Genomic DNA, 25,852 nt, shown 5'->3' with positions numbered 1-25,852 from the left:
GAGCCGCCTCAGGTGTTGCGGGCGAGTTTGTCGCCGATCACGCGTAGGCCTTCGGGGAAGGCGCCGGGGTTGGTGCCGGAGTAGTTGAGTCGGATGAATGGCCCGGCGGGTTCGGCGGGGAACCACTCGGCGCCGGGGGCGATGAGCACTCCTGCCGCTTCGCAGTCGCGGACGAGTTGTCCGAGGTTGGTTTCGTCGGGCAGACGCACCCACAGGTTGAGTCCGCCTTTGGGCACGCTGGTGAGGTGGGCGCGGGGGACGTGCTCGCGCAGGCTGGTGACGAGCAGGTCGCGGCGCGCTCGGAGTTGTTGCCGGAGATTGCGCAGGTGGGTCTGCCACCCGGGCTGGGTGACGACGTCCAGTGCCGCGGCCTGGAGGAGTCCGCTGACGTACATCGAGGAGGCTCCGCGGTCGGCGAGGATGCGTTCCCGGGCCGGACCGCGGGCGATGACGGCGGCGACGCGTATGGACGGCGACACGCTCTTGGTCAGCGAGCGGAGGTAGACCACATGGCCGGCGTCGTCGTGCGCGGCGACGGGGTTGGAGTTGGTGTCGATTCCGAAATCGTGGGCCCAGTCGTCTTCGACGAGGAAGGCCCCGTTCGCCCGTACGACCTCTAATATGTTTTCGGCCAACGTGTTCGACCATTGTGCGCCGGTGGGGTTGGCGTAGTTCGGTTGCGCGTAGAACACACGCGCGCCGGTCTCCTCGAAGGCTCGGGCCAGCTCGTCCGGGTCGGGGCCGTCAGGTCCGCTGGGGACGGGGACGACGCGCACTCCGGCCTGGGCCGCGGCCAGGATCGCGCCCCAGTACGTGGGCGACTCCGTCAGCAACGGTTGCCCGAAGGGGACCAGGGCCCGGAAGACGGAGCTGAGCCCGCTCTGGCTTCCGGGCAATACGATGACGTCGCTCGCTGTGGGCGGCGTGACGCCGACCGGTGTCGAGCTGCCGAGCTCGTGGGCGAACCACGATTGCAGCTCCGGCAGACCCGCGGCGGGAGAGGGCGACAGCGCGACGTCGCTGCGGGCTGCTCGGGTCAGCGCCGACCGGACCAGGCGCTCCGGTAGGAGTTCCCGGTCCGGATAGCCGGCGTGCAACGCGATCGCGTCGTTGGGTGCTCGGCGCATCGGGGTCGACAGCGAAGGCAGGCGGCTCGGCGGGGATCGCAGAGCCGCGGTCTGCCATCCGTAGTCGAGCGGCCGCGCCGTCCGAACGGCGCGAACGAACGTCCCGACGCCGGGCCTGCTCTCGATCAGCCCCTGCGCGGTGAGGGTGCGCAGGGCCTTCTGCACGGTGACCGGACTTGCGGCGTATTCGGCGACCAGCGAGCGGGTCGATGGGAGCCGCGCCCCGGGTGGCGCCTGGGCGATCCACTTGCCCAGTGCGGCGACGATGCGCGCACTGCTATCGTTGACCATGACGGTAGATAGTAGCGCTACTCTAATTCACGCACCAGTGTTATCGCATTCTCGTGCCGGTCTCTGGTGGGGCCTGCTCGGGGTGGCGGCGTTCTCGTTCACGGTGCCGTTCACTCGGGTGGCGGTGGGCGGATTGTCGCCGCTGTTCATCGGCTCGGGCCGGGCCGTGATCGCGGCGGTGCTCGCAGCGGCGGCCCTGACGATGACCCGGCAGCACCTGCCGCAGCGTGCGCAGTGGATGCGACTCGCCGTGGTGGCGGCGGGAATCGTCTTCGGCTTCCCGCTTCTCACGTCCTTCGCCCTGACGACTGCGTCCGCCAGCCACGGTGCCGTCGTCATCGCGCTGCTGCCGGCGGCGACGGCAGTCACGGCTGTTCTCCGGGGCAAAGAGCGTCCACCGCTGTCGTTCTGGATCATGGCGGGGGTGGGTGCCCTGGCGTCCGTCCTATTCGCATCCATGCAGGGCGGCGGGGTTGGTCAGTTGCACTGGTCGGACCTGCTGCTGTTCGGAGCCGTCGTGGCCGCCGCTGTCGGATACGCCGAGGGCGGCCTCCTCGCCCGCGAGCTCGGCGCATGGCAGACGGTGTCCTGGGCCCTGGTGCTCTCCGCGCCGCTGATGATCGCCCTGACCGTCATCTCGGCGGTCCGGCAGCCGCCGACCGCCTCACAGATCGAGTGGGCGGCGTTCGCGTACCTGGGCGTGGTGAGCATGTTCCTCGGCTTCTTCGCCTGGTACCGCGGGCTCGCGATCGGGCCGATGGCGCAGGTCAGCCAGGTCCAACTGGTCCAACCCGTGTTCACCCTTTGCTGGGCGGCCCTGCTGCTGCGTGAACAGCTCACCTGGGCCACCGTTCTCGGCGGCGTAGCCGTCGTCGTGTGCGCGGGGACCGCGGTCCGAGCCCGAGGGCGCTCCGCACCCGTGCGCGGTTAAGGAGTCCAGAGACTCGTCAACCGCGCACGGGCGGCGGAGCCGCCTACGCCCGCCTGAGGATCGCCTGCAGGTCGGCGGACGGGGAGAGAGTGCCGTATTCGTGGGTCCGGTCGGGGCCGAGGCGGGCGTCGATGAATGCATCGGCGACGGCGGCGGGCGAGAACCGGGTCAGCAGCGACGCCTGAAGTGCGAGGGCCATCGATTCGACGACGGTGCGGGCACGCAACTGGGCGGACGCAGCGTCGAGTCCGGCGAGTTCGCCGAGTTGACGACGGACCCGGTCGAGGTGGTCGTCCAGCAGCGCGTTGCTGCCGCGGGCCAGGTTCACCTCGGCGTCGAACGCGGCGACGCTGTCGGGTTCGCGGGTCATCGCGCGCAGGACGTCGAGGGCGATGACGTTGCCCGACCCCTCCCACACGGCCATGACGGGCTGCTCCCGGTAGCGGCGGGCGAGCGGGAAGTCCTCGGTGTACCCGTTGCCGCCCAGGCATTCCAGCGCCTCGTAGGCGTGGTGCGGGCCGCGCTTGCAGATCCAGTACTTCGCGACCGCGGTCGCCAATCGGCGGAAGCTGCGTTCCTGCTCGTTCGCGTCCTCGTCGTGTGCCCGGGCGAGGCGCAGCGCGGTGACGGTGGCCGCCTCCGACTCCAGCGCCAGGTCGGCCAGCACCGACGTCATGGCCGGCTGATCGGCCAGGACCTTCCCGAACGCCGAGCGGTGCCGGGCGTGCCACACCGCCTCGGCGACGGACTGCCGCATGCCCGACGTGCTGCCGAGCACGCAGTCGAGGCGGGTGCGCGCGACCATTTCAATGATGGTGCGGACGCCGCGTCCCGGTTCGCCGACCATGACGCCGACGGTGCCGTCGAGTTCGATCTCGGACGACGCGTTGGACTTGTTGCCCAGCTTGTTCTTCAGCCGCTGGATGCGGAAGACGTTGCGAGTGCCGTCCGGGAGGATGCGCGGCAGCAGGAAGCACGAGAGACCCTCGCCGCCCGCACCTTCCGCCTGTGCGAGCACGAGGAACGCGTCGGACATCGGCGCGGAGCAGAACCACTTGTGCCCGGTGAGCAGGTAGTCGGCGCCGGGACCGCCGCGTCCGGCGGGTGTCGCGACGGTGGTGTTGGCCCGCACGTCCGAGCCGCCCTGCTTCTCCGTCATGGACATCCCGAAGATCGCGGACGCCTTGCCGGGTGCATCGAGTTCGGGAGTGTAGCTGCGGGACAGCGCGCGCGGCTTCCAGATCGCGGCGACGTCGGGTTGCAGGTCGAGGGAGGGGATGACGGCGTTGGTCATCGAGATCGGGCAGGAGTGTCCGGGTTCGATCTGCGCGAACATCATGAATGCCGCTGCGCGCGCGACGTTCGCGCCCGGCTTCGGGTCGGCCCACGCCGACGTGTGCGCCCCGTGCGCGACGGCGGCGGAGATGATCCGGTGGTAGCTCGGGTGGTATTCGACCTCGTCGATCCGGTTGCCCCAGCGGTCGAACGTCTTCAGTTCGGGGATGATCGTGTTGGCCAGTTCGGCGTCGTGCTGGAACGTGGCGCTGCCGACGAGTGCGCCGATGTCGGTGAGTTCGCCGGTGGCCCAGTCGGCGTCGTGGCGGCGCACGCCCTCGGCCAGCACCGTGTCGAGGGTGAACTCGTTGACATCGGCGCGGGGCACCGACTGGTTGAGCACGGTGTGCGTCCGGTGGGGTGCGGGATGGGTGACGTTCGTTTCGGAAAAAGTAGTCATGGCACTGTCTTTCGTGAGTCAGCCCGCGGAGCGGATCAGGTGCTTCTGGATCTTGCCGGTGGGGGTGCGGGGCAGTACGGTGGCGAACACGTAGTCGCGGGGAATCTTGTAGCGCGCCAGCTTGTCCGACAGGTAGTCGCGGATGTCGTCGGCACCCACGACGTCCGGTTCGCGCCACACGACGTGCGCGACGACGGTCTCGCCCCACTCGGGGTGCGGCCGGCCCACCACCGCGACGTCCACGACGTCGGGATGGCCGGAGATGGCGTCCTCCACTTCCTTGGAATAGACGTTCTCGCCGCCGGCGATGATCATGTCTTTCGCGCGGTCGACGATGAAGAGGTAGCCGTCGTCGTCCTGGCGTGCGAGATCGCCTGTGCGGTACCAGCCTCCGTCGGCGAACACGGCCGCGGTGGCGGCGGGATCGTCGAGGTAGCCCTGCATCACGGTCTCGGTGCGCAGCCAGATCTCGCCGATCTCCCCGGCGGGCACGTCGACGCCGTCGGGGCCGGCCAGGCGCATGTCGACGCCGGCGAGCGCCGCCCGGCCGATCGAGCCGGCCTTCGCGAGCTGTTCCTCCGGGTAGAGGACGGCCCCGACGGGACCCGTCTCCGTCATCCCGTACACCTGGTAGAAGCGGGTGGTCCGGTACGACTCGACGAGCCGGCGCGCCACGTCGGCTCCGATCGGCCCGCCGCCGTAGAGCCAGGCCCGGACGCTGGACAGGTCGTAGTCGGCGAAATCCGGTACCGCATTCAGTGCCGTGGTGTAGATGACCGGCGGTCCGAAGCACAGCGTGATGCGTTGCTGCTGTACCGCTTCCAGGAAGTGGACGGGGTGGTACTCGCGGACGAGGACGACGGTGCCGCCCATGTAGAGCGTCGCCATCAGCCAGTTGTTGAGCGGCGACGCGTGCCAGATCGGGACGGCCATCAGCAGTCGCTCGTCGCGGGTGATCGACAGGCCGAGGGCCGCCGTGGTCGCCACGAGCACGACGTTTCGGTGGCTGTGCACGCAACCCTTGGGCGCGCCGGTGGTGCCGGACGTGTAGAGGATTTCCGCGGGGTCGTTCTCGTCCGGCTCGATGCCGTCGATGCCGTCCAGGTCCGCGATCGCGTCGTCGAAGCAGGTGCGGCCCTCCACGGCCGTGTCGGTGGACAGCAGCTGCACCGGCGTCTCGAGTCGCTCGATGACGGGTGCGAGTTCGCCGTCGAAGACGCAGACCTTCACCTGCGCGTGCCGCAGGATGTAGTCGACCTCGGGTGCCTGCATCTTGTGGTTGACCGGCACCACCACCGCGCCGAGGCGCCAGGCCCCGAGCATCGCGTAGACGAAACCGGGGGTGTTGAAACACATGAGGGCGACGCGGTCGCCGCGCCCGACACCCAGTTGTCGCAGCAGGGCGGCGGCGCGGCGGCTACCGTCCTGCACGGAACCATACGTATGGTCGCGACCCTGGAAATGGAGAAACGCCTTGTCGGGCGCCTTCCGAACGTTGCTGTCGAATACGCGAACGATGTTCATCGCGCTCCTTGGAGAAGAGGGGTTCAGTCGATGGAGGTGTTGCGGACGGTCTCGGGGATCTGCAGGTTCGCGAAGATGACGGCGACGGCCTCCTCCAGCGAGTAGCCGAAGCTCTCGCCGGTGGCGGTCTTCTGGATCACCAGGCCAAAGATCGCCGACCAGAACGCCTTCGATTCCACGTCGATGCCGGCGCGTAGTTGCCAGCCGGTGCGCATCAGGGTGCGGATCAGCGCGTCCTCGCCCGAGGAGTGCAGTGTGCGGAGGGTGTCGGTGATGAGGTCGCGCAGTTCGCTGCGGCGTCCCGTCATCAGCATCGCCGACGTGAAGAGTTCGACGCTGGGCGCGCCGGGCCCGAGCAGGGAGCCGACGAGTTTCTCCGTGTAGTCGCCGACGGTCTCCGCGGTGGCCGCGTCGTCCTCGGCCCGCTTACCGGCGCGCAGCACGGCACCGCACGCGACCTCGACGAAGAGTCGCTCCTTGGAACCGTAGTAGTAGGTGACCTGGTTGGGGTGGGCCCCGGCGGCGGCGCAGATCTGCGTGATCGGGACACCCTCGCCGTGCTCGAGAAAGAGTTCCGTGGCGGCGGCGAGCAGGGCGTCGCGGGTCTGACGACCGGACTCCCGGGTGGCTCGCGCTGCTCGTCCCGTCTGCGGCACCATGACTGCACTCCTAGTTGTTTGTATGACAAACAATAACTTGACTTTGTTTGTATGACAAACAAGGGGAGTGACGGGCGTCGCCCCGGACGTCCTCCGACCCCGGAAATCCCGACTTCCAGGGTTACGCTGCTCACCATGTTTTCTTCCGTCGGAGCGAAGATCCGTGTGGTGGTGGCGCTACTGCTCACCGTCCTGCTGGCGTTGACCCTGTCGTCGTGTTCGAGTGACGGGGAGACGTCCGGGGCGGCACCGCAGGATCTGTGTTCGCCACCCGGCGTCGGCGCGGCCACCGCGGCCCCGACCAACCTGGCCGCCGCAGGCGCCGCGGCCGAAGACCGCTACACGACGCCGTCGACCACCCCGATCGACCAGATCGACGCGTCGAAACTGAACCTCATCACCCCCGGCGTGCTCACCGTCGGCACGCTGTCCGACGCGCCGCCGAGCATCTGCGTGAACTCGGAGAACCAGTTCACCGGCTACGACAACGAACTACTGAAGGCCGTCGCCGACAAGCTGGGCCTGCGCGTCGACTTCGTCGGCACCGAGTTCGCCGGCCTGCTCGCCCAGGTGGCCGGCCGCCGCTTCGACGTCGGATCCTCGTCCATCACGACGACGGACGAGCGCCGCAACACCGTCGGCTTCACCAACGGCTACGACTTCGGCTACTTCTCCCTCGTCGTTCCCAACGGCGGTCCGATCCAAGGCTTCGACGACCTCACCGCGACGACCCGCATCGGCGTCGTCCAGGGCACCGTCCAGGACGACTACGTCGTGAACACGCTGAAGCTGAACCCGGTGAAGTTCCCCGACTACGCCACCGCCTACGCGAACCTGAAGTCCGGGCAGATCGACGCCTGGGTGGCGCCGTCGCAGCAGGCCGAGGGTGCCATCGCGCCGGGCGATCCCACGTCGATCGTCGAGAACACCTTCAGCGTCAACAACTTCGTGGGCTGGGCCGTCAACAAGGAGAACCAGCCGCTCATCGACGCCCTCAACTCCGGCCTCGACGCCGTCATCGCCGACGGCACCTGGGCCCAGCTGTACTCCGACTGGGTGCCCCGCGAACTGCCCGAGGGCTGGAAACCCGGCAGCAAGGCGGCACCGGCGCCCGACCTGCCCGACTTCGCCGCGCTCGCCGCCCAGAACGCGCAGAACACGACCGAAACCCCGGTCGCGGAACCCAAGTCGACACTCCAGCAGCTGAAGGACACGTTCTTCAACTGGGACCTCTACACGCGGGCGTTCCCCGATCTGCTCAAGACCGGTCTGCCGAACACGCTGATCCTGGCGCTGGCGTCGGGCATCGTCGGCACCGTCCTCGGCATGCTGCTCGCGATGGCCGGGATCTCCCGCACCCGCTGGCTCCGCTGGCCCGCCCGCGTCTACACGGACGTGTTCCGCGGCCTGCCCGCCGTCGTCATCATCCTCATCGTCGGCCTCGGCGCCGGCCCCATCGTCAAGGGACTCACCGGAAACAACCCCTACTGGCTCGGTGCGGCCGCACTGTCACTGCTCGCGTCCGCGTACATCGGCGAGATCTTCCGGTCCGGCATCCAGAGCGTCGAACCCGGACAGGTCGAGGCGTCCCGGGCGCTCGGCTTCAGCTACCGGAAGTCGATGACGCTCGTCGTCGTCCCGCAGGGTGTGCGACGGGTGCTGCCCGCGCTGATGAACCAGTTCATCTCCCTGATCAAGGACTCGTCGCTGATCTACTTCCTCGGCCTGCTCGTCAGCCAGCGGGAACTGTTCGCCGTCGGCCGCGACCTCAACGCCCAGACCGGCAACCTGTCGCCGCTCGTCGCCGCCGGCCTGTTCTACCTGGCGATGACGATTCCGCTGACCCACCTCGTCAACTACATCGACAACCGTCTGCGCACCGGCCGCGCCGACACGTCCGGCACGCTCGACCCGGTGGAACAGTCCATCGTCGTGGAAAGGGGATAAGGCGATGGCCGTCTCTCTCACTGGCACCGACCTGCATCTCGCGTTCGGCACCAACAAGGTGCTCCGCGGTGTCGACCTCCACGTCGACGCCGGCGACACCGTCACCGTGATCGGACCGTCCGGCTCCGGAAAGTCCACGCTGCTGCGGGTCCTCAACCGGCTGCACGAACCCGATCAGGGCGACGTCCTCCTCGACGGAAAGTCGGTGCTGAAGGACAACCCGGACAAGCTGCGGCAGCGCATCGGCATGGTGTTCCAGCACTTCAACCTGTTCCCGCACAAGACGGTCGTCGACAACATCGCCCTCGGGCCCCGCAAGCTCAAGGGGATGTCCAAAGACGAGGCGCGGTCGCTGGCCCTCGAGCAACTCGAACTCGTCGGACTCGCCAACAAGGCCGACTCGCGGCCCGGCAACCTGTCGGGCGGGCAGCAGCAGCGCGTCGCGATCGCCCGCGCCCTCGCGATGAAACCCGAGGTGATGTTCTTCGACGAGGCCACCTCGGCGCTCGACCCCGAACTGGTGAAGGGCGTCCTCGCGCTGATGGCCGACCTCGCCAAGGGCGGCATGACGATGGTCGTCGTCACCCATGAGATGGGCTTCGCCCGCGAGGTGTCCGACACGGTGCTGTTCATGGACCACGGTGCCGTCGTCGAGACCGGCAAGCCGGACCAATTGTTCGACAAGCCCGAAACCGAACGGCTGCAGCAGTTCCTGTCCCAGGTGCTGTAGGCCGCTCCGCGGCCTGTGCGCGGTTGACGAGTCCAGAGACTCCTTGACCACGCACGGGCGCGAAGCGCCTACCGCGTCATCGCCCGGATCCGCCTGGCCGCCACGGAGATCAGCGCCAGGGTGGGCTCGGTGGCGACCTCCGACTCGATCTCCGTCAGCAGTGCACGCGCGCGGGCGAGCCGGGCGGCGTTGTGCTGTTCCCACTGGTCGACCTTGTCGGCCGCGTCCTCGCCGGGTTCGCTGACGGACAGCGCGTCGAGGGTGATGGCGCGCAGCGAGCTGTACAGGTCGTCGCGCAGGGCGAGGCGTGCGAGTGCGTGCCACCGGTCCAGCCGGGGGAGCGCCGTCACGGCGGTCAGCGCGGTGTTGATGTGCAGGTGCGCGGACAGCGCGAAGTACAGTTCGGCGACGTCCTCGGGCCGGTGCTGTGAGATCTCCGCGATGTCCACGATGTCGAGGAGGCAGTACGTGTGCAGCAGGTCCGCGACGTCCGCGGCGAGGCCGGCGTCCGCCCCGCGCGACGTGAGGGCCTCGGTGCGCCGCTCCACCGCCGTGATCTCGTCGCCCCGCAACCATTCCCGCACGCGCGGCCCGAGGTCGCGGACGACCGGCCGGTAGCGGGCGATGGTGGCCTCCAGCGGCAGTGGTTGCGGCCGATGGGTGGTCAGCCACCGCGACGCGCGGTCGATCAGTCGCTGGGTCTGCACCGTCAGTGCGTTCGTGCCCGCCGTCGGCGTCGTGTCGGCTGTCGCCCGGATCCGCTCGAAAGTCGCTCCGAGGTCGAAGATCTCGGTGACCGCGGTGAAGGCGTTCACTGCCTCCGCGGAGTCGGCGCCCGTCTCCTCCCGCAGCCGGAACGCGTACGTCATCCCCGCGCGGTCGACCATGTCGTTGACGACCGACGTCGTGACGATCTCCCGGCGCAGCGGGTGCGCGGCGACCGTGTGCGCGAACTCCCGGCCGAGCCGCGGCGGGAAGTAGTTGTGGAGCCGGCCGGCGTACACCCCGTTGTCGGGGAGGCTGGTGCCCGACACCTCGCTCTTGATGAAACGCTTGACCTGCGCGGTGAGCTGCGCCAACTCCGGGCTCGTCAGCCCCTTCTGCTCACGTTCGAGTGCGCCGAACTGGGCGGACGTCGGGAGCACGTCGATCGCGCGGTCCACGTGCCCGCGCCGTTCCAGGTCGTCGACCATGCGGGAGTGGAAGCTGACGAGTGTGCCCGCCTGCGCCCGGTTCAGGCTCATCATCTCGTTCTGGCTGCGGTTGTCGGCGAGGACGAGCCTGCTGACGTCGTCGGTCATGTCGGACAGCAGCTCTCGCCGGTCCTGCGCGGTGAGGGTGTTATCGGCGGTGGCGCCCGCCAGCGCGATCTTGATGTTGACCTCGTGGTCCGAGCAGTCGACGCCGGCCGAGTTGTCGAGCGCGTCGGTGTTGACGCGACCACCGTTGCGCGCGTATTCAATTCGCCCGAGTTGGGTCAGCCCGAGGTTGCCGCCTTCGCCGACCACCCGGACGCGTAGCGCGGGCGCATCGAGCCGGACCGCGTCGTTCGACTTGTCGCCGACGTCCGCATGGCTCTCCGTCGTCGCCTTGACGTAGGTGCCGACTCCGCCGTTCCAGAGCAGGTCCGCGGGCGCACCGAGGACGGCCCGCACGAGTTCGACGGTGGTGAGGACGCGATCGTCCTCGATCCCGAGAACGCGCCGGGCCTGCGGTGTCAGCCGGACCGACTTCGCCGACCGGTCGACGATCATCGCGCCGTCGCTGAGGACCGCCGTGTCGTAGTCCTTCCAACTCGACCTGCCGACCGCGAAGAGCCGTGCCCGCTCGTCCCACGACCGCTGCGGGTCGGGATCGGGGTCGATGAAGACGTGGCGATGGTCGAACGCCGCGATCAGGCGGATGTGGGGGCTGAGCAGCATCCCGTTTCCGAAGACGTCACCGCTCATGTCGCCGATGCCGACGACGGTGAAGTCGTCGGTGCGGGTGTCGACGCCCATCTCGCGGAAGTGCTGCATGACGCTTTCCCACGCGCCGCGGGCGGTGATGCCCATCGCCTTGTGGTCGTATCCGACGGAACCGCCGGACGCGAATCCGTCGCCGAGCCAGTACTCGCGCTCCAGCGCGATCGCGTTGGCGACATCCGAGAATGCCGCCGTCCCTTTGTCAGCGGCGACCACGAGGTAGGTGTCGTCGCCGTCGCGGCGGACGATGCCCTCCGGCGCGATCACCTGCCGGGTGGTGATGTCGAGGTTGTCCGTCATATCGAGGAGGCTCGAGATGAACTCGCGGTAGCAGGAGATGCCCGCCGACGCCGTCGCCTCCCGGTCGGCGGCAGCGTCACCGGTCGGCACGGGCGGGTTCTTGACGACGAAGCCGCCCTTCGCTCCCGCGGGGACGATGACGGCGTTCTTGACCGCCTGCGCCTTGACGAGTCCGAGGATTTCGGTGCGGAAGTCGTCGCGACGATCCGACCACCGGATGCCGCCGCGGGCGACGTCGTCGAATCGCAGGTGCACGCCCTCCACCCGCGGCGAGTACACGTAGGCCTCGTATTTCGGCCGGGGCAGCGGCAATTCGTCGATCGATGCGGAGTCGAACTTGAACGCGAGAGCTCGCGCGGGCCGACGGTCGCCGGCGTAGTACGTCGTGCGGGTGGTGGCGCGGATCAGGGAGAGCAGTGCCCGCAGGATCCGGTCGGCGTCGATTCCCGCGACGGCGTCGACCGCGTCCACGATGCGGCCCTCGAGCGCGTCCTCCGCGGCGGCGTCGCGTTCGACGCCCGGGTCGAGCCGAAGAGCGTGGAACTCGACGAGGAGTTGCGTGATTGCACTGTTGCTCAGCAGGACTCGTTCGACGTTGCTGCGGCTGTACGGGAGCCCGGCCTGGCGCAGATAGGCGGCGTACGCGCGGAGGACGGTCACCTGACGCCAGCCGAGCCCGGCGTGCAGGACGAGCGCGTTGAACCCGTCGACCTCGGTCTCACCCGTCCACGCCGCCCGGAACGCGTCCGCGATCCGGCTGTCGCGGGTCACACCGTGACCGTCCGTCACGGCGACCAGATCGACGGTGAGGTCGTAGATCCAGGCGCGGTGCCCGTCGGGGCGGGTCAGCGCGGCCGGCCGTTCGTCGAGCGCGTTGACTCCCAGGCTGGACAGGATCGGCAGAACCTCGTTGAGCGGTGCGGGTTTCCCGACCGCGTAGATCTTGAGGTTCTCGTACGGCGCGGACGCCTCGGTGGTGGTGAACGTCAGCGCCACACTGTCGACGTCGAGACGCTCCACCTCGGCGACGTCGCGGATCGCCTGTGCCGGATCGGTTTCGGTGGCGTAGCTGATCGGCAGCGCGGACGCGTAGTGGCGCGCGACCGCGGTGCCCTGACGGTGCGGTTCCGCGAGCAGCGTGCTGCGCCACAGCTCGTGGGACCAGGGTGTGTCGAGTTCCGTGCCGATGCTGTTCATGACGATGGGGTGATCTCCTGTAGTGGGATCGGTGCGAAGCCGATCACGCAGTGGTGAAGCGAATCAGTTGGCCTGGTCGAGCCTGGGCGATCCGGTCGATGTCCTCGTCCGCGACGACGCCGATGACGGGATAGCCGCCCGAGATGGGATGGTCCGCCAGGAAGACGACGGGCTGCCCGCTCGGCGGAACCTGGATGGAGCCGAGCGCGACACCTTCGGTCGGGAGCTCGGCCTCGGACGTCCGCACCAGCGCGGGCGCGTCGCCGTGCCGGTTGAGGCGCGCCCCGATGCGATCGGTGTCCGGGGAGACGGCCCACACCCCCGCGGTCAGCGCGTCGGGGTTGGTGAACCAGTCGTCGCGGGGGCCACCGATGACGCGGACCGGCAGCGTTCCCGCCTCCATCGGGGGAACGGGAGCGACGTCGACGTTCGGGAAGCTTATCGGCGCGGTGCCGACGGGTAGAACGTCGTTGGGTTTCAACGCTTCCGGTCCGATTCCGGAGAGCGTGTCGGTGCTGCGGGAGCCGAGCACGTCCGGCACCGCGACGCCCCCTCGAACGCCGACGTAGCTGCGCAGGCCGACCTGCGCGTACTGCAGGCGCAGCGTCTGTCCCGGCTGCATCACGATGACGCTCGCGTGGCCCATCGGGATTCCGTCGAGCAGCGCCGTGGCGGGTGCACCGGTGACGGCGACGATGGTCACCTCCCGCGCGCGGAGGGCGAGGCCGCCCATCAACACCTCGATGCACGCGCGGCTCTCGTCGTTTCCGACCAGCCGGTTGGCCAGCTTCGCGGACCCGCGGTCGGCGGCGCCGGACACGCCCACACCCGAACTGAGGTAGCCGGGGCGGCCGAGATCCTGGATCAGGCTGAGCGGACCCGTTTCGAGTACTTCGAGTTCACTCACAGTGTTTCCTCGTCGACGAATCGGACGCGGCGCCCCGGCTGCAGCAGCGCCGGAGGGTTCGCGTCGAGGTTCCACATCGGGGAGTCCGTGGTTCCGATGATCTGCCATCCACCGGGTGAGGACCGCGGATACACCGCGCCGTAACCGCCGGCGAGGGCCACGGACCCGGCGGGCACCACGGTGCGGGACTGGGCCCGTCGCGGCACGGTCAGCCGGTCGTCGCCGCAACTCAGGTAGGCGAAACCCGGTGCGAATCCGATGAATACACAACGCCAGGTGGCGGCGGTGTGGGCCGCGATCACGTCGTCGCGACTCATCCGCAGATGGTCGGCGACGTCGGCGAGATCGGCGCCGTCGTAGCGGACCGGGATCGTGACCGGCTCGGATTCGGATGCGCGGCTGTCCTCGTGCACCTCGAGTCCGTCGGTCATCGTCCGCAGCGCACGGCGCACCTCGTCGAGATCGGTGCGCGGTGTCGTGGTGACGAGCACCGTCCGCGCCGCGGGAAGCACGTCCTCCACACCCGGAAGCGGGGTGCGGCGGAGGCGTTCGGTCAGCGACACGACGAGGGGTTCCGACTCCAGTTCGACGAGGAGGGCCCGGGTGCCCGCCGGAAGGATCCGGGTGCCGGTGCTCGCGGTGGTCATGTGAAGGACCCGAGCGTGACGTCGGCACTCTCCAGGGCGTGCCGGACCTGGCGGGCCGTGCGCACGGATCCGGGCGAATCGCCGTGCACGCAGATGCTGTGCACCGACACCGCGACGTCGTCGCCGTCGATCGACTCCACCGTTCCGCTGGACACCATGCGCACGGCCTGGGCGGCGGCGACGTCGGGATCGTCGATGACGGCGCCGGTCACCGAGCGCGGAGTCAACGTGCCCGCGGCGGTGTAGCGGCGGTCGGCGAAACCCTCGGCGACGAAATCGATGCCGTGGGTTTCGGCGGCACGCTGCAACTGCGAGCCGGGTGGGCCCATCAGCGCGAGCGGTTCGGTGAACCGGTCGATGGCCGACGCGATCGCCTCGGCCCGCTCGTAGTCGAGCGCAGCGGAATTGTAGAGCGCACCATGCGGTTTGACGTACGACACGCGGGACCCGGCGGCGCGCGCGAACCCGGCGAGCGCGCCGACCTGGTACAGCGTCTCGTCGCGCAGATCCGCCGGCGACACCGCGAGTTCACGGCGGCCGAATCCGGCCAGATCCCGGAAACCCACGTGCGCACCGATCGCGACGTTGCGCTCGGCCGCACCCTCGCAGGCCCGGCGGATGATCATCGGATCCCCCGCGTGAAATCCGCACGCGATGTTCGCGCTGGTGACGATGCCGAGGAGGGCGTCGTCGTCCGCCAGGGACCACTGCCCGAAGCCCTCACCGAGGTCGCAGTTCAGATCAACGCGCATCGGGAACCTCCAGGACGTACTCGCTGTCCGGGGTGTCGGTGATCAGCATGTATCCGGGCGCATGGGTGATCGCGAACGGCAACCGGGACGCCATCACCGCCGCCTGCGGGGTGACCCCGCAGGCCCAGAACACCGGCACGTCGCCGGGCTCGAAGTTCACCGGATCGCCGAAGTCGGGGGCCGCGACGTCGGCGATGCCGAGTTCCGCGGGATCACCGATGTGCACGGGTCCACCGTGGACGGCGGGCATCCGCGCGGAGATCGCCGCCGCGAGCGACACCTGATGTTCGGGAACGGGCCGCATCGACACCACCATCGGTCCGCTCATCCGGCCTGCGGGCCTGCATTCACGGTTGGTCACGAACATCGGGACGTTGCTGCCCTGCTCGACGTGCCGGAGCGGCACCCCGGCAGCGGCCACCGGATGCTCGAACGTGAAGCTGCACCCGATGTGGAAGGCCACGAGGTCGTCCCGCCACAGCGCCGACACGTCCGCGGTCTCGTCGGCCAGTTCGCCGTCCTTCCACACGCGGTACAGCGGCAGGTCCGTGGTGATGTCGGCGCCGGGGGCGAGCATCGTCTCCCGGGAGCCCACGTCGCCGACGTCGAGGACGGGGCACGGCTTGGGGTTCCGCTGCGTGAACAGCAGAACGTCGTAGGCCCAGTCCTGCGGAACGGCGATGAGGTTCGTCTGCGCGAATCCGGGCGCCAGACCGGCGGTCGGGGTGACACGTCCCGAACGGAACGCGGAGCGGAGGTCGGCCGGTGAGTCAGTCAAGTTGGATCCCGCGGGTCTCGGGGAGGAAGAACAGGGCGAAGACGGCGATGGCGTAACCGAGCGCACCGAAGATCATCGCGCCGCCGATACCCAGCTGGGTGGCCGCCAGGAAACCGACGACCGCGGGGAACACGGCACCGACCGCGCGGCCGAAGTTGTAGGTGAAGCCCTGGCCCGTGCCGCGGGACTGCGTCGGGTACAGCTCGGACAGGAACGATCCGAATCCACTGAAGATCGCCGACGTGCAGAAGCCGAGGGGGAAGCCCAGGATGAGGATCAACGTGTTCGCACCCTCGGGCACCTGCGTGTAGCCCACCATGAAGATCGCCGACAGGAACGCGAACAGCTGCATGGTCCGCTTGCGGCCCAGCTTGTCGGTGAGGATGCCGCCGCTGACGTAACCGAGGAACGCACCCGAGATCAGGATGGCGAGGTACCCGCCGGTGCCGACGACGTCGAGTCCGCGCGAGGTCTTCAGGAATGTGGGCAGCCAGGACGCCAGCGTGTAGTAGCCGCCCTGCACACCGGTTGCGAGCAGCGACGCGAGCACGGTGGTGCGGAGCAGTCCGCCGCGGAAGATGGCGGCGAACGAGCCCGTCTGCTTGCCCGCGGACTCGCGGCGCTCCGTGACGACCTCGGGGTCCTTCAGATTCCGGCGAACCCAGATGATGAGGAAGGCGGGCAGCACACCGGTGAAGAACAGCACGCGCCACGCGACGTCGGGATCGAACAGCTGGAAGACGACCGTGTAGACGATCACCGCCAGCGCCCAGCCCACCGCCCACGCGCTCTGGACGAACGCCACGGCCCGGCCCCGGTACTCGGCCCGGGCGTATTCGGCCACGAGAATCGCACCCGCCGCCCACTCGCCGCCGAAGCCGAGGCCCTGGAAGGCGCGGAAGACGAGCAGCGTCTCGAAGTTCTGCGCGAAGCCGCACAGCACCGTGAAGATCGTGTACGTCGCGACCGTGACCTGCAGGGTGCGGACCCGGCCGATCTTGTCGACGAGGATGCCGGCGAGGGCACCGCCGAGCGCGGACACGACCAGCGTCACCGTCGTCAGCAGACCAGCCTGTCCGGTGGTGAGGCCGAAGTAGGCGGCGATGGCCGCGAGGCCGAGCGGGAGGACCTGGAAGTCGTAGGAGTCGAGTCCGTACCCGCCGAACGCGCCGATGAAGGCTCTCTTTCCCTTCGGCCCGAGGGTGCGGAACCAGTCGAAGGGGCGCGCCTGCGCGACCTCGGTCTGTGTATCTGTGGTCATGGCACCTCGCCTGAAGAAGGGATGTAACTGCCGGAAGAAACGGTGTAACTCCCATCACGGTACAAATCGTTCAACGATCCTGCAATACCCTGAGAGGATCGTTTAACATGGAAGTCATCGCGGAACCGAGCTCACAACTATGATTGCGGTCGAGATCGAAACCTGAGGAGTGGACTTGACCAGCTCGAATGCCCTTCGCGGCGATGCGCATTCCCGCCTGGCCGCTCACCGCGGCCTGCTCGAACGCACCAGCAGGACCACCCGGGTAGCCGGCATTCTGCGGGACGCGATCATCGACGGAACGTTCCGACCTGGGGCGCGACTCTCCGAACCCGACATCTGCGCGGCCCTCGACGTCTCCCGCAACACCGTGCGCGAGGCGTTCCAGATCCTCATCGAAGACCGGCTCGTCGCGCACGAACTCAACCGCGGCGTCTTCGTCCGCGTGCCCACCGCCGAGGACATCACCGAGCTGTACATCTGCCGGCGCGTCGTCGAATGCGCGGGTGTCAACGGCTTCGACCCCGCCACCGGCGACCTGTCCCGCGTCGCCGAAGCCCTCGACCTGGCCGACGAACGGCACGCCGTCGAGGACTGGACCGGAGTCGGCACCGCCGACATCCACTTCCACAGCGCCCTCGCCAGCCTCAACAACAGCAATCGCATCGACGAACTGATGCGCAGCGTGTGGAACGAGGCGCGGCTCGTCTTCCACGTCATGGACGACGCCCACCGATTCCACGGCCCGTACCTCACCCGCAATCACGAGATCTACGACGCACTGAAGGCCGGCAACACCGAAGCCGCAGGTCAGCTACTCAAGACCTACCTCGAAGACGCCGAGGCGCAGATCCTGGGGGCGTACCGCCCCGTGAGCGGTTGACGAGTCCAGAGACTCGTCAACCACGCACGGGCGCGAAGCGCGAGAGCTGCGGTGAGGCTGCGAGGACACGCTTGACCAACGATGCTGCGGCGGTGACCTGCGCCTGATCGATGCCGGTTTCCACATCATGACTGTGAAAATGCGCGACCAGCTCCTCGGTCGCGAGGTTGCCGTGTGCGCCCGGTGCGAACGGGCACCCGCCGTATCCGCCGGCCGCGCTGTCGAAGTGTGCGATCCCCAGATGGCGTGCCGCTTGCAGGGCGGTAGTGAGTGCTTGGCCGTCGGCGTTGTGCAGGTGCAATCCGATGGTGATGTCGGGCAGTGCTTCGCGCACGGCGCCCACCGCGGTGAGCACGTGCCCGGTGGTGGCGGTGCCCAGGGTGTCGGCCAGCCCCAGGGCGCGTATCCCCATGGCTGCGAACTGTTCGGCGACTTCTACCAGACGTGTGGGTGAGACGGTTCCCTCGAACGGGCAGACAAATGCGGTGGATATCCCGCCGAGGAACCGTTGCTCCGGGTAGCCGGCCACCGCCTGGGACAGGTCCTCGAGGGCCTGTGCAGCGGACTTGCCGGCGTTCGCTTGGCTGTGTGCGGAACTGGCCGATGCCGCGATGTGCACGACGTCGACTCCGGCGGCCACTGCACGGTGGACCCCGGTGGCGTTCAGTGCCAACGCGCTGACCTGTGTGGTGGCGCGGTAAGGCTGCAACCTGGCGATGAGTGCGTCGGCGTCGGCCATCTGAGGAACGCGGGTGGGCGAGACGAAGGACACGGCTTCGATCTGCCGGACTCCGGCTGCCACCAGCGCGTCGGCGATGGTGAGTTTGTCGTCGGTGGCGACGAGGACGTTCTCGTCCTGTAGACCGTCGCGCAGGACGACGTCGGTGATGGTGACGGGCATGCGAGAAACCTTCTCGAGAGGGCCGGGGGTCAGAGCGAGGTGGGAACGACGATCAGGGCCCAGGCCACCAGCGGGGCGAGGAGCACGACCAGGCCGCAGTAGGCCAGGACGCTGCGTTGGAACCGTTGACGGTCTTCGACATCGGCCTCGGCCACCACGATGGATCCGTTCGTGGCGAAGGGGCTGACGTCGACGACGGTGGAGGCGAAGGCCAGCGCGATGATGAATCCCAGCGCGCCGAGTTCCCCGGCGGCGAGCATGGGGGCGGCCAGCGGCAGCGCGATTCCCAGCGTGCCGATCGAGGAGCCGACCGCGGAGATGATCGCGGCGGCGTACAGCAGGATCAGCGCGGCGGCGAGAGGGGAGCCGAGGTGGGTGGCGGCGTCGCCGAGGAAGTCGAGGGTGCCGTTTTGTTTGAGCACCGTCATGTAGGTGAGCATGCCGCAAACCAGCACGACGGCCGGCCACGCCACGTTGTCTTCGATCCGGGGCATCTTCTTCGGGGCCATCAGCAGCAGAACCGTGCTGATGCAGATCGAGCTGACTCCGACGTCGACGTTGAAGGCCACCGAACCTACTGCCAGGAGCAGGATTCCGATGAGCGTCGCGACCCGTTCCCGGTTGAACGGGGTGCGGCCGATGACATCGACGTCGGGCAGGACGGCGGTCGCGGAGGCGGTGCCAGATCCCGGGCTGGGATAGGGGCGGGTCGGTGCGGCTGCGCCGGCGCCGGTGATCTCGTCACGGTCTTCGGGCAGCTCGTGGATCAGGTCGCGGCCGTAGATCGCGAACAGTACGGCGAGGAACAGGGTGTTCAGTGCGAAGGGAACGATGAACAGCAGCAGCGGATTCGCCTCGTACCCGGCGGATTTGATCAATCCGTTGACGAAGGCGCCGTAGATCGTGATGGGCGAGAACGCGCAGCCCAGAGCGCCGTGGTTGATGGCCATGCCCATCAGCAGGGGGTTGATCTTCTTTTTCCCGGCCAGCCGCATCGCGATGGGGGCGAGCATGCCTGCCGCCATCGGTGATCCCAGGGCCATCAGCGCGCCGGAGAGCAGGAACATCATCCACACCAGCGCCCAGCGCCGTCCGTGGACCAGGCGTAGGGCCGATTCGACGATGATGTTGATGGTGCCGTTGGCCTTGGCGATGGCGAACAGCAAGGTGATGCCGGCGACGATCAGGAAGATGTCACCGGGAAATGCGTCGACGATGTCGTCGATCGGGATCCCCGACACCCATCCGCCGACGAGGAAGGCGCCGGCGAAGGCGAGGATGCCCATGTTGATCGGCACCTTGGTGGCGATGGTGAAGATCAGTACGAGGGCGAGGATGGAGATGGCGTAGACCATGGGACCGTGTTCTTTCCGTGCGGGGCAAACGGGAAAGGTGCGGCTGCACCAGGGAGCAGAGGGGCGGCGGATGCCCGCGGGTCAGATGACGCCTGCTGTGCGCAGTGCGTTCAGACGGTCGGGCGTCAGGCCCAGCATCCGGCCCAGTACCGGCTCGGTGTCGGCACCGAGATCGGGACCCAGCCATCCGACTTTCGTTGCTTGGCCGTCGAACTGAGGTACCACGCCGGGGAATCGCACCTCCTCGGATGAGCCGTCTTCGACGTCGACCTTGAACGGCTGGATCATCCCGCGGGCCAGATAGTGCTCGTCGGAGACGATGCGGGCAGCGTCGTAGACGTCGCTGGCCGGGACACCGGCGTCGGACAGTTCGGTGACCACGTCTCTCGTGGATCTGGTCGTCGTCCATGCCACGATCGCCTCGTCGAGATCGTCTTCCCGTAGGTAGCGTTTGGTGCCGTCGACCAGGTCGGGATCACTGGCCAGGTCCGGGCGACCGACGGCGTTCATCAGCCTTGCGAAGACCCCGCTGGCGTTCCCGGCGATCAGAACCGAGCCGTCGGCACACGGGTAGGAGCCGCTGGGCACCACACCGGGAAGATTGCCGGCGGTTCGCTCGCGCACCATGGCATAGGCGTCGTAGTCAGCGGTCAGCGACTCCATCGCCATGAAGACCGATTCGTAGAGTGCGACATCGGCGACCTTGGGCCGCGGGTGGTCGCCGCCGCGGGCTTTGGCCAGAAGCATCATCAACGCGCTGACCGCGCCGTAGAGACCGGCGAGGGTGTCGCCCAGCGGTGCTGCCGGACGCACCGGCTCACGGTCGGGATAGCCGGTTACATAGCGCAATCCACCGAACGCCTCAGCGACCCCGCCGAAGCCGGCGCGCTGTGCATAGGGGCCGTTCTGGCCGTAGCCGGAGATCCGAACCAGGACAAGGTCAGGGTTCGCTGCCTGCAACTGGTCGGGGCCGATGTTCCAGCGTTCGAGCGTGCCGGGGCGAAAGTTCTCGATCACGACATCGACGTTGGTGGCCAGGTCGAGCACCAGCTGCTGCCCCTCGGCGCTCTTCAAATCGAGCGTCACCGATCGTTTGTTGCGGGCGATGGTGCGATACATCATCGAGGTGGTGCCCCTGCTGCGACGCCAACCGCGCAGCTCGTCACCACCGTCGGGACGTTCGATCTTGATGACCTCGGCGCCGAAATCAGCCAGCAGCCGAGTCGCGAAGGGCGCTGCGATGAAGTTGCCCAGTTCCAGGACAGTGATGCCGTCGAGCGGACCTGTGGTGGCGTTGTTCATGACGCTCCGATTCCTGTCGGCGATGCGATCAACCTTCGTGATGACCCATTATTTGGGTCATTACGGCCCGAATAATGGGGCAACCATAGTGCTCCGGGTCACAGGGCGCAACGATGCATGCCGGCCGGCACAGGTCGGGATGACAAGGAGAAGACGCACCCGCCGCGGCGAGGCGGCGCCGGTTCAGGAGTCGAGAAGTGACTTTTCGATGCGATGAGCGGCGTCGATGGCCGAGGGACCGAGGCGGGGTCCGGGATCGTCACCGAGCCGGTGCAACGGGCCCGACACGCACACCGACGCGACGATCTCGCCGTGTATTCGTACCGGTGCACTGACCGAGCCGAGGCCGGGAACCCGCTCGGAGAGCGTCTGCCACCAGCCGCGGCGTCGCGCGACGGGGTCGTTGTCGAAATCTCCGGCCAGCACGTGACCGCTCGACCCTTCCGCCAGCGGAAATGTGGTGCCGACCGGCATGGTAGCCCGTAGTTCGTTCGACGATTCGACACTGGCGGCGCACAAGCGCAGGTCACCGCGCCGGACCCACAATTGCGAGGACTCACCGGTGCTGTCGCTCAGCTCCCGAAGCACCGGCATCGCGATATCGGTCATCCCCGCCGCAGTGAAGCGATACCCGAGCCAGTATCGGCCCTCGGCATCTCGACGCAGGTAGCCATAGTGGGCGAGCTCGGCCACGAGACGTTGGGTGGTCGACTTCGACAAGCCGACAGTGCGCGCAAGTTCGCTGGTGATCATCGGTCGTAACTCGACGGCGTCGATGATGGCGAACGCACGCGACAAGACACCGACCGTCTTGCGCTGCTCGTCCGCCATGGCCCGATTCTCCCCACGAAACCACGCCCGCGAACTGCATGGTGTTGCCGCCTGTGTCAAACGATCCTAGCTTCGAGCACCAGCGACACCACGGACAACTGGTCCGGCCACCTCCCCGAGCTCGGCGGCGGCGGTGCCGATGCTTTACTCGCCCGATCGCCGCCCGCCTCTACACGTCACCCGACCCACGCACGGGCGCGAAGCGCCCGTAGAAGCCCTCGATGTGTTCCCGCACCAGACCGGCAGCCTCGGCGCCGTGGCCGTCACGCAGGGCCGCGACGATGCCGCGGTGCTCGCAGCGGAGGTGGGTCGCGACCGCAGGCCAGTCGTCGAGGAGCGGAACGGCCTGCATGACGTAGCCGTGGATGGAGTCGCGGAGCGAGACCATCATCGCCTCGACGAGGACGTTTCCCGCGAGTCCGGCCATCGCGACGTGCAGGTCGGCGTCGAGCCGGTGGAACGCCTCCGGGGAGAGGTCCTCGTCGTCCATCGCGTCGAGCAGGGTGTCGATGGCCGAGAAGTCGAGGTCGCAGGCCTGCCCGGCGGCTTCCTGCACCGCCCACGATTCGAGCAGCGTGCGCGTCTGGACGACGTCGCGGATCGGCAGCGTGCGCGTTGCCATGTGTAGTCGGAGGGCCGCGCCGATGGACGCGGCCGGGTCGGCGGCCACGATCGCGCCTGCGTCCGGTCCGGACCCGACGGCCGTGCGGACGATGCCCATCGCCTCGAGCACGCGCATGGCCTCGCGGACGGACGAGCGTCCGACCCCCAGTTCCTCCGCGAGCGCGCGCTCGGCGGGCAGACGACCGCCGACGGTGAGTTTGCCTGCCGCCAGATCCTGCTCGATGCGGTGCAGGACGACCTCGTGTGTGCGCACGAGCGAAGTTTACCTGGTGTGGTCTGACCACAGTGCGCTACTGTGGTCAGACCACAGCCCAGCCCGGTTGGAGTACCCGATGAAAATCGCCCTGTTCGCCACGTGTCTGGCGGATGCCCTGTTCCCCGAATCCGCCACGTCGACGGTCCGCCTGCTCGAGCGGCTCGGCCACGAGGTCGTGTTCCCGCCGAAGCAGACATGCTGCGGGCAGATGCACGTCAACACCGGCTACCAGGCCGAGGCGCTGCCGCTCGTCCGTCACCACGTGGAGGCGTTCGAGAGCGGACCGTCCTGGGACGTCGCGGTGGCGCCGTCCGGTTCCTGCGTCGGATCCGTCCGGCACCAGCACGCGATGGTCGCCCGCCGGTACGGCGACGAATCGCTCGCGACGCGCGCCGAGGACGTCGCGTCCCGGACGTACGAGCTGTCGGAACTGCTCGTCGACGTCCTCGGCGTCACCGACGTCGGCGCCTACTACCCGCACCGGGTGACGTACCACCCGACGTGCCACTCGCTGCGGATGCTGCGCGTCGCCGACAAGCCGCTGCAATTGCTTCGCGCGGTGCGGGGAATGACGCTGATCGAGCTCCCCGCGGCCGAATCCTGTTGCGGTTTCGGCGGAACGTTCGCGCTGAAGAATTCCGAGACGTCGACCGCGATGCTCGCCGACAAGATGGGCAACGTCCTGAGCACGGGCGCCGAGGTGTGCAGCGCCGGCGACTCGTCCTGCCTGATGCACATCGGCGGCGGACTGTCCCGGCTGCGCAGCGGCGTCCGCACCGTCCACCTCGCCGAGATCCTGGCGAGCACCGAGAAGATCGGGAGCAACGCATGACCACGTTCCTCGGCTCGCCCACCTTCCATGCGGGCACCGGAAACATCCGGGGCACAGAATCTTTCCCCGACGCGGCACGGAAATCACTCGCCGACACCCAGTTGCGCGCCAATCTCGGCGCGGCCACCACCACCATCCGCAACAAGCGCATCGCCGCGGTCGCCGAGGTCGACGACTGGGAGGAACTGCGCCGGGCGGGCAGCGCCCTGAAGGCGGACGTGATGGCGCGGCTCCCCGAACTGCTCGTGCAGTTCGAGGAGAACGTCACCGCCCGCGGCGGCACCGTCCACTGGGCACGTGACTCGGAGGAGGCGAACCGGATCATCACCGACCTCGTCCGGGCCACCGGCTCCGACGAGGTCGTGAAGGTCAAGTCGATGGCCACCCAGGAGACGGGCCTCAACGAGCACCTCGAGGAGAACGGGATCGCGGCGATCGAGACGGACCTCGCCGAACTCATCGTCCAACTCGGCGAGGACAAGCCGAGCCACATCCTCGTTCCCGCCATCCACCGCAACCGCGCCGAGATCCGCGAGATCTTCCTGAAGTCGATGCCCGGCATCGACAAGGACATCACCGACGACCCGCGGGCGCTGGCGATGGCCGCGCGGGCACACCTTCGGCGAAAGTTCCTCTCCGCCAAGGTGGCGGTCAGCGGCGCGAACTTCGGGGTCGCGGAAACCGGGACCCTCGCGGTGGTGGAGTCGGAGGGCAACGGGCGGATGTGCCTCACCCTCCCCGACACCCTCATCACCCTCATGGGCATCGAGAAACTGGTCCCGACGTTCACCGACCTCGAGGTGTTCATGCAACTGCTGCCGCGGTCGTCCACCGCCGAGCGGATGAACCCGTACACCTCGATGTGGACCGGGGTGCATCCCGGCGACGGCCCGCAGAACTTCCACGTCGTCCTCCTCGACAACGGTCGCACCAACGTCCTCGCGGACGAGGTCGGACGGTCCGCTCTTCACTGCATCCGCTGCAGTGCCTGCCTGAACGTGTGCCCCGTGTACGAGCGGGCAGGCGGTCACGCGTACGGGTCGGTGTATCCGGGTCCGATCGGCGCGATCCTCAGCCCGCTACTCACCGGGACCAGCGGTCACGACGACCCGAACGCGTCGCTGCCGTTCGCCTCGACGCTGTGCGGCGCCTGCTTCGACGCCTGCCCGGTGCGCATCGACATCCCCAATATTCTCGTGCACCTGCGCGCGGAACAGGTCGATTCCGAGCGGCACGGACTTCCGGGCGGCCAGGACCTCGCGATGAAGGCCGCGGGCTTCGTGATGGGCTCGGAGAAGCGGTTCGCCGCCGCCGAGACGGCGTCCAAGGTCGGGCGGGTACTGGCCGGCAAGAAGGGACACATCACGTCGCTGCCGTACCCGGGGTCGAAATGGACCGCGAGCCGCGACCTCCCCTCCCCGCCGAAGGAGACCTTCCGACAATGGTGGGCCCGCACTCACGAGGACACGACACGATGACTGCACGCGAAGAGATCCTGTCCCGGATCCGGTCGGCGCTCGCCGAGGCGCCTGCCCCCGAACCCGTTCCCCGCGACTACCACCGGCAACCCGCGTCCGGCCCCGGGGACGTCGAGTTCTTCGCCCACACCGTCGACGACTACCGCGCGCAGGTCCATCGCGCCGACGAGAGCACCGTTGCCGAGATCGTCACCGGACTGATCGAGGAGGGCGCGCGCGCCGTCGTCCCACCGGACCTTCCGGAGGCGTGGCGGCCGCGACGTGACGTCGTCGTCGACGGCGCCCCCGCCGAACTGTCGACGCTCGAACTCGACGCGCTCGACGTGGTCGTCACCGGTTGCACCCTCGGGATCGCCGCCACCGGGACGATCGTGCTCGACGGTGGCGCCGGGCAGGGGCGGCGGGCGCTGACCCTCGTCCCGGATCACCATATCTGCATCGTCCGCACCGATCAGATCGTCGACACCGTGCCGCAGGCCTTCCAGACCCTCGACGCGACCAAGCCGCTGACGTTCATCAGCGGTCCCAGCGCCACCAGCGACATCGAACTCAACCGCGTCGAGGGCGTCCACGGCCCCCGGACGCTGGACGTCGTCATAGTGCGCTGACGCGCCTGTGCGTGGCTTACGAGTCCAGAGAC

At 68.4% G+C, this 25,852-nt stretch carries 22 protein-coding genes; 7 read left to right on the top strand and 15 right to left on the bottom strand.

The genetic code is table 11. The features are described 5' to 3' along the window. Nucleotides 1-8: 8 nt before the first annotated feature. Complete coding sequence (locus OYT95_RS20270; protein WP_268788802.1) at nt 9-1,418, bottom strand: aminotransferase-like domain-containing protein; 1,410 nt, start codon at nt 1,416-1,418, stop codon at nt 9-11. Here OYT95_RS20270 and OYT95_RS20265 point away from each other — a divergent pair. Then, on the top strand, nt 1,417-2,349 hold the full coding sequence (locus OYT95_RS20265) for a DMT family transporter (RefSeq protein WP_268788801.1): 933 nt from the start codon (nt 1,417-1,419) through the stop codon (nt 2,347-2,349). The genes OYT95_RS20270 and OYT95_RS20265 overlap by 2 nt on opposite strands. A gap of 43 nt (nt 2,350-2,392) precedes the next feature. On the opposite strand, the gene OYT95_RS20260 is transcribed toward OYT95_RS20265, so the two are convergent. From OYT95_RS20260 to OYT95_RS20250, 3 genes are read right to left on the bottom strand one after another with little or no spacing between them, the layout of a single operon-like run. Continuing rightward, entirely contained in the window at nt 2,393-4,084 is a 1,692-nt protein-coding gene (locus OYT95_RS20260) for an acyl-CoA dehydrogenase family protein (protein WP_112302464.1), read from the bottom strand. Between the two features lie 18 nt (nt 4,085-4,102). After that, a complete protein-coding gene (locus tag OYT95_RS20255) occupies nt 4,103-5,608 on the bottom strand; it encodes a class I adenylate-forming enzyme family protein (RefSeq protein ID WP_128640642.1) in 1,506 nt (501 codons plus the stop codon). A 23-nt stretch (nt 5,609-5,631) separates the two neighbouring features. After that, a complete protein-coding gene (locus OYT95_RS20250) occupies nt 5,632-6,267 on the bottom strand; it encodes a TetR/AcrR family transcriptional regulator C-terminal domain-containing protein (RefSeq protein WP_112302466.1) in 636 nt (211 codons plus the stop codon). 135 nt (nt 6,268-6,402) lie between these two features. On the opposite strand from OYT95_RS20250, the gene OYT95_RS20245 reads away from it, so the two are divergent. Together OYT95_RS20245 and OYT95_RS20240 are read left to right on the top strand one after the other, a co-directional pair. Beyond that, nucleotides 6,403-8,214: an ABC transporter substrate-binding protein/permease gene (locus tag OYT95_RS20245; RefSeq protein ID WP_268788800.1), complete on the top strand. Its 1,812-nt coding sequence runs from the start codon at nt 6,403-6,405 to the stop codon at nt 8,212-8,214. A gap of 4 nt (nt 8,215-8,218) precedes the next feature. Then, entirely contained in the window at nt 8,219-8,944 is a 726-nt protein-coding gene (locus OYT95_RS20240) for an amino acid ABC transporter ATP-binding protein (protein ID WP_005249317.1), read from the top strand. A gap of 68 nt (nt 8,945-9,012) precedes the next feature. On the opposite strand, the gene OYT95_RS20235 is transcribed toward OYT95_RS20240, so the two are convergent. From OYT95_RS20235 to OYT95_RS20210, 6 genes are read right to left on the bottom strand one after another with little or no spacing between them, the layout of a single operon-like run. Continuing rightward, nucleotides 9,013-12,405, bottom strand: coding sequence for an NAD-glutamate dehydrogenase domain-containing protein (locus OYT95_RS20235; protein WP_268788799.1), 3,393 nt, complete (start codon nt 12,403-12,405; stop codon nt 9,013-9,015). A gap of 43 nt (nt 12,406-12,448) precedes the next feature. Next, nucleotides 12,449-13,312, bottom strand: coding sequence for a biotin-dependent carboxyltransferase family protein (locus tag OYT95_RS20230; protein WP_268788798.1), 864 nt, complete (start codon nt 13,310-13,312; stop codon nt 12,449-12,451). Beyond that, a complete protein-coding gene (locus OYT95_RS20225; protein WP_112299953.1) occupies nt 13,309-13,959 on the bottom strand; it encodes a 5-oxoprolinase subunit B family protein in 651 nt (216 codons plus the stop codon). Before OYT95_RS20225 ends, OYT95_RS20230 begins: the two co-directional genes overlap by 4 nt. Next, the gene (locus OYT95_RS20220; protein ID WP_268788797.1) at nt 13,956-14,711 is read right to left on the bottom strand and encodes a LamB/YcsF family protein; all 756 of its coding nucleotides are present in this window, start codon (nt 14,709-14,711) and stop codon (nt 13,956-13,958) included. Before OYT95_RS20220 ends, OYT95_RS20225 begins: the two co-directional genes overlap by 4 nt. Continuing rightward, nucleotides 14,701-15,489, bottom strand: coding sequence for a putative hydro-lyase (locus OYT95_RS20215; protein ID WP_128640637.1), 789 nt, complete (start codon nt 15,487-15,489; stop codon nt 14,701-14,703). Before OYT95_RS20215 ends, OYT95_RS20220 begins: the two co-directional genes overlap by 11 nt. After that, nucleotides 15,482-16,750: an MFS transporter gene (locus OYT95_RS20210; RefSeq protein ID WP_112299956.1), complete on the bottom strand. Its 1,269-nt coding sequence runs from the start codon at nt 16,748-16,750 to the stop codon at nt 15,482-15,484. The genes OYT95_RS20215 and OYT95_RS20210 overlap by 8 nt, the downstream gene beginning before the upstream one ends. A gap of 169 nt (nt 16,751-16,919) precedes the next feature. Here OYT95_RS20210 and OYT95_RS20205 point away from each other — a divergent pair, with 169 nt between their 5' ends. Then, complete coding sequence (locus OYT95_RS20205; RefSeq protein ID WP_037230199.1) at nt 16,920-17,633, top strand: GntR family transcriptional regulator; 714 nt, start codon at nt 16,920-16,922, stop codon at nt 17,631-17,633. 16 nt (nt 17,634-17,649) lie between these two features. On the opposite strand, the gene OYT95_RS20200 is transcribed toward OYT95_RS20205, so the two are convergent. The 5 genes from OYT95_RS20200 to OYT95_RS20180 form a co-directional block, all read right to left on the bottom strand. After that, nucleotides 17,650-18,534, bottom strand: coding sequence for a hydroxymethylglutaryl-CoA lyase (locus tag OYT95_RS20200; protein WP_268788796.1), 885 nt, complete (start codon nt 18,532-18,534; stop codon nt 17,650-17,652). 29 nt (nt 18,535-18,563) lie between these two features. Next, a complete protein-coding gene (locus OYT95_RS20195; RefSeq protein ID WP_268788795.1) occupies nt 18,564-19,889 on the bottom strand; it encodes an SLC13 family permease in 1,326 nt (441 codons plus the stop codon). A gap of 81 nt (nt 19,890-19,970) precedes the next feature. After that, nucleotides 19,971-21,191 carry a CaiB/BaiF CoA transferase family protein gene (locus tag OYT95_RS20190; protein WP_268788794.1) on the bottom strand — a complete coding sequence of 407 codons (1,221 nt, stop codon included), beginning with the start codon at nt 21,189-21,191 and terminating at the stop codon, nt 19,971-19,973. A gap of 183 nt (nt 21,192-21,374) precedes the next feature. Beyond that, nucleotides 21,375-22,022, bottom strand: coding sequence for an IclR family transcriptional regulator (locus OYT95_RS20185; protein WP_037230209.1), 648 nt, complete (start codon nt 22,020-22,022; stop codon nt 21,375-21,377). 169 nt (nt 22,023-22,191) lie between these two features. Further along, entirely contained in the window at nt 22,192-22,899 is a 708-nt protein-coding gene (locus tag OYT95_RS20180; RefSeq protein ID WP_128640634.1) for a FadR/GntR family transcriptional regulator, read from the bottom strand. A gap of 79 nt (nt 22,900-22,978) precedes the next feature. Between OYT95_RS20180 and OYT95_RS20175 the strand changes: the two genes are divergently transcribed. Genes OYT95_RS20175 through OYT95_RS20165 form a run of 3 tightly spaced genes read left to right on the top strand, consistent with a single transcriptional unit; the run spans nt 22,979 to nt 25,820 of the window. Beyond that, a complete protein-coding gene (locus tag OYT95_RS20175) occupies nt 22,979-23,734 on the top strand; it encodes a (Fe-S)-binding protein (protein ID WP_037230213.1) in 756 nt (251 codons plus the stop codon). Next, a complete protein-coding gene (locus OYT95_RS20170) occupies nt 23,731-25,212 on the top strand; it encodes a LutB/LldF family L-lactate oxidation iron-sulfur protein (protein WP_268788793.1) in 1,482 nt (493 codons plus the stop codon). The genes OYT95_RS20175 and OYT95_RS20170 overlap by 4 nt, the downstream gene beginning before the upstream one ends. Continuing rightward, nucleotides 25,209-25,820 carry a LutC/YkgG family protein gene (locus tag OYT95_RS20165; protein WP_268788792.1) on the top strand — a complete coding sequence of 204 codons (612 nt, stop codon included), beginning with the start codon at nt 25,209-25,211 and terminating at the stop codon, nt 25,818-25,820. The genes OYT95_RS20170 and OYT95_RS20165 overlap by 4 nt, the downstream gene beginning before the upstream one ends. Nucleotides 25,821-25,852: the final 32 nt, after the last annotated feature.

Origin of the sequence: Rhodococcus sp. JS3073 (assembly GCF_026810085.1) — a bacterium.
Lineage (GTDB): Bacteria > Actinomycetota > Actinomycetes > Mycobacteriales > Mycobacteriaceae > Rhodococcus_F > Rhodococcus_F wratislaviensis.
This window is presented reverse-complemented; position numbering and strand designations above follow the sequence as displayed.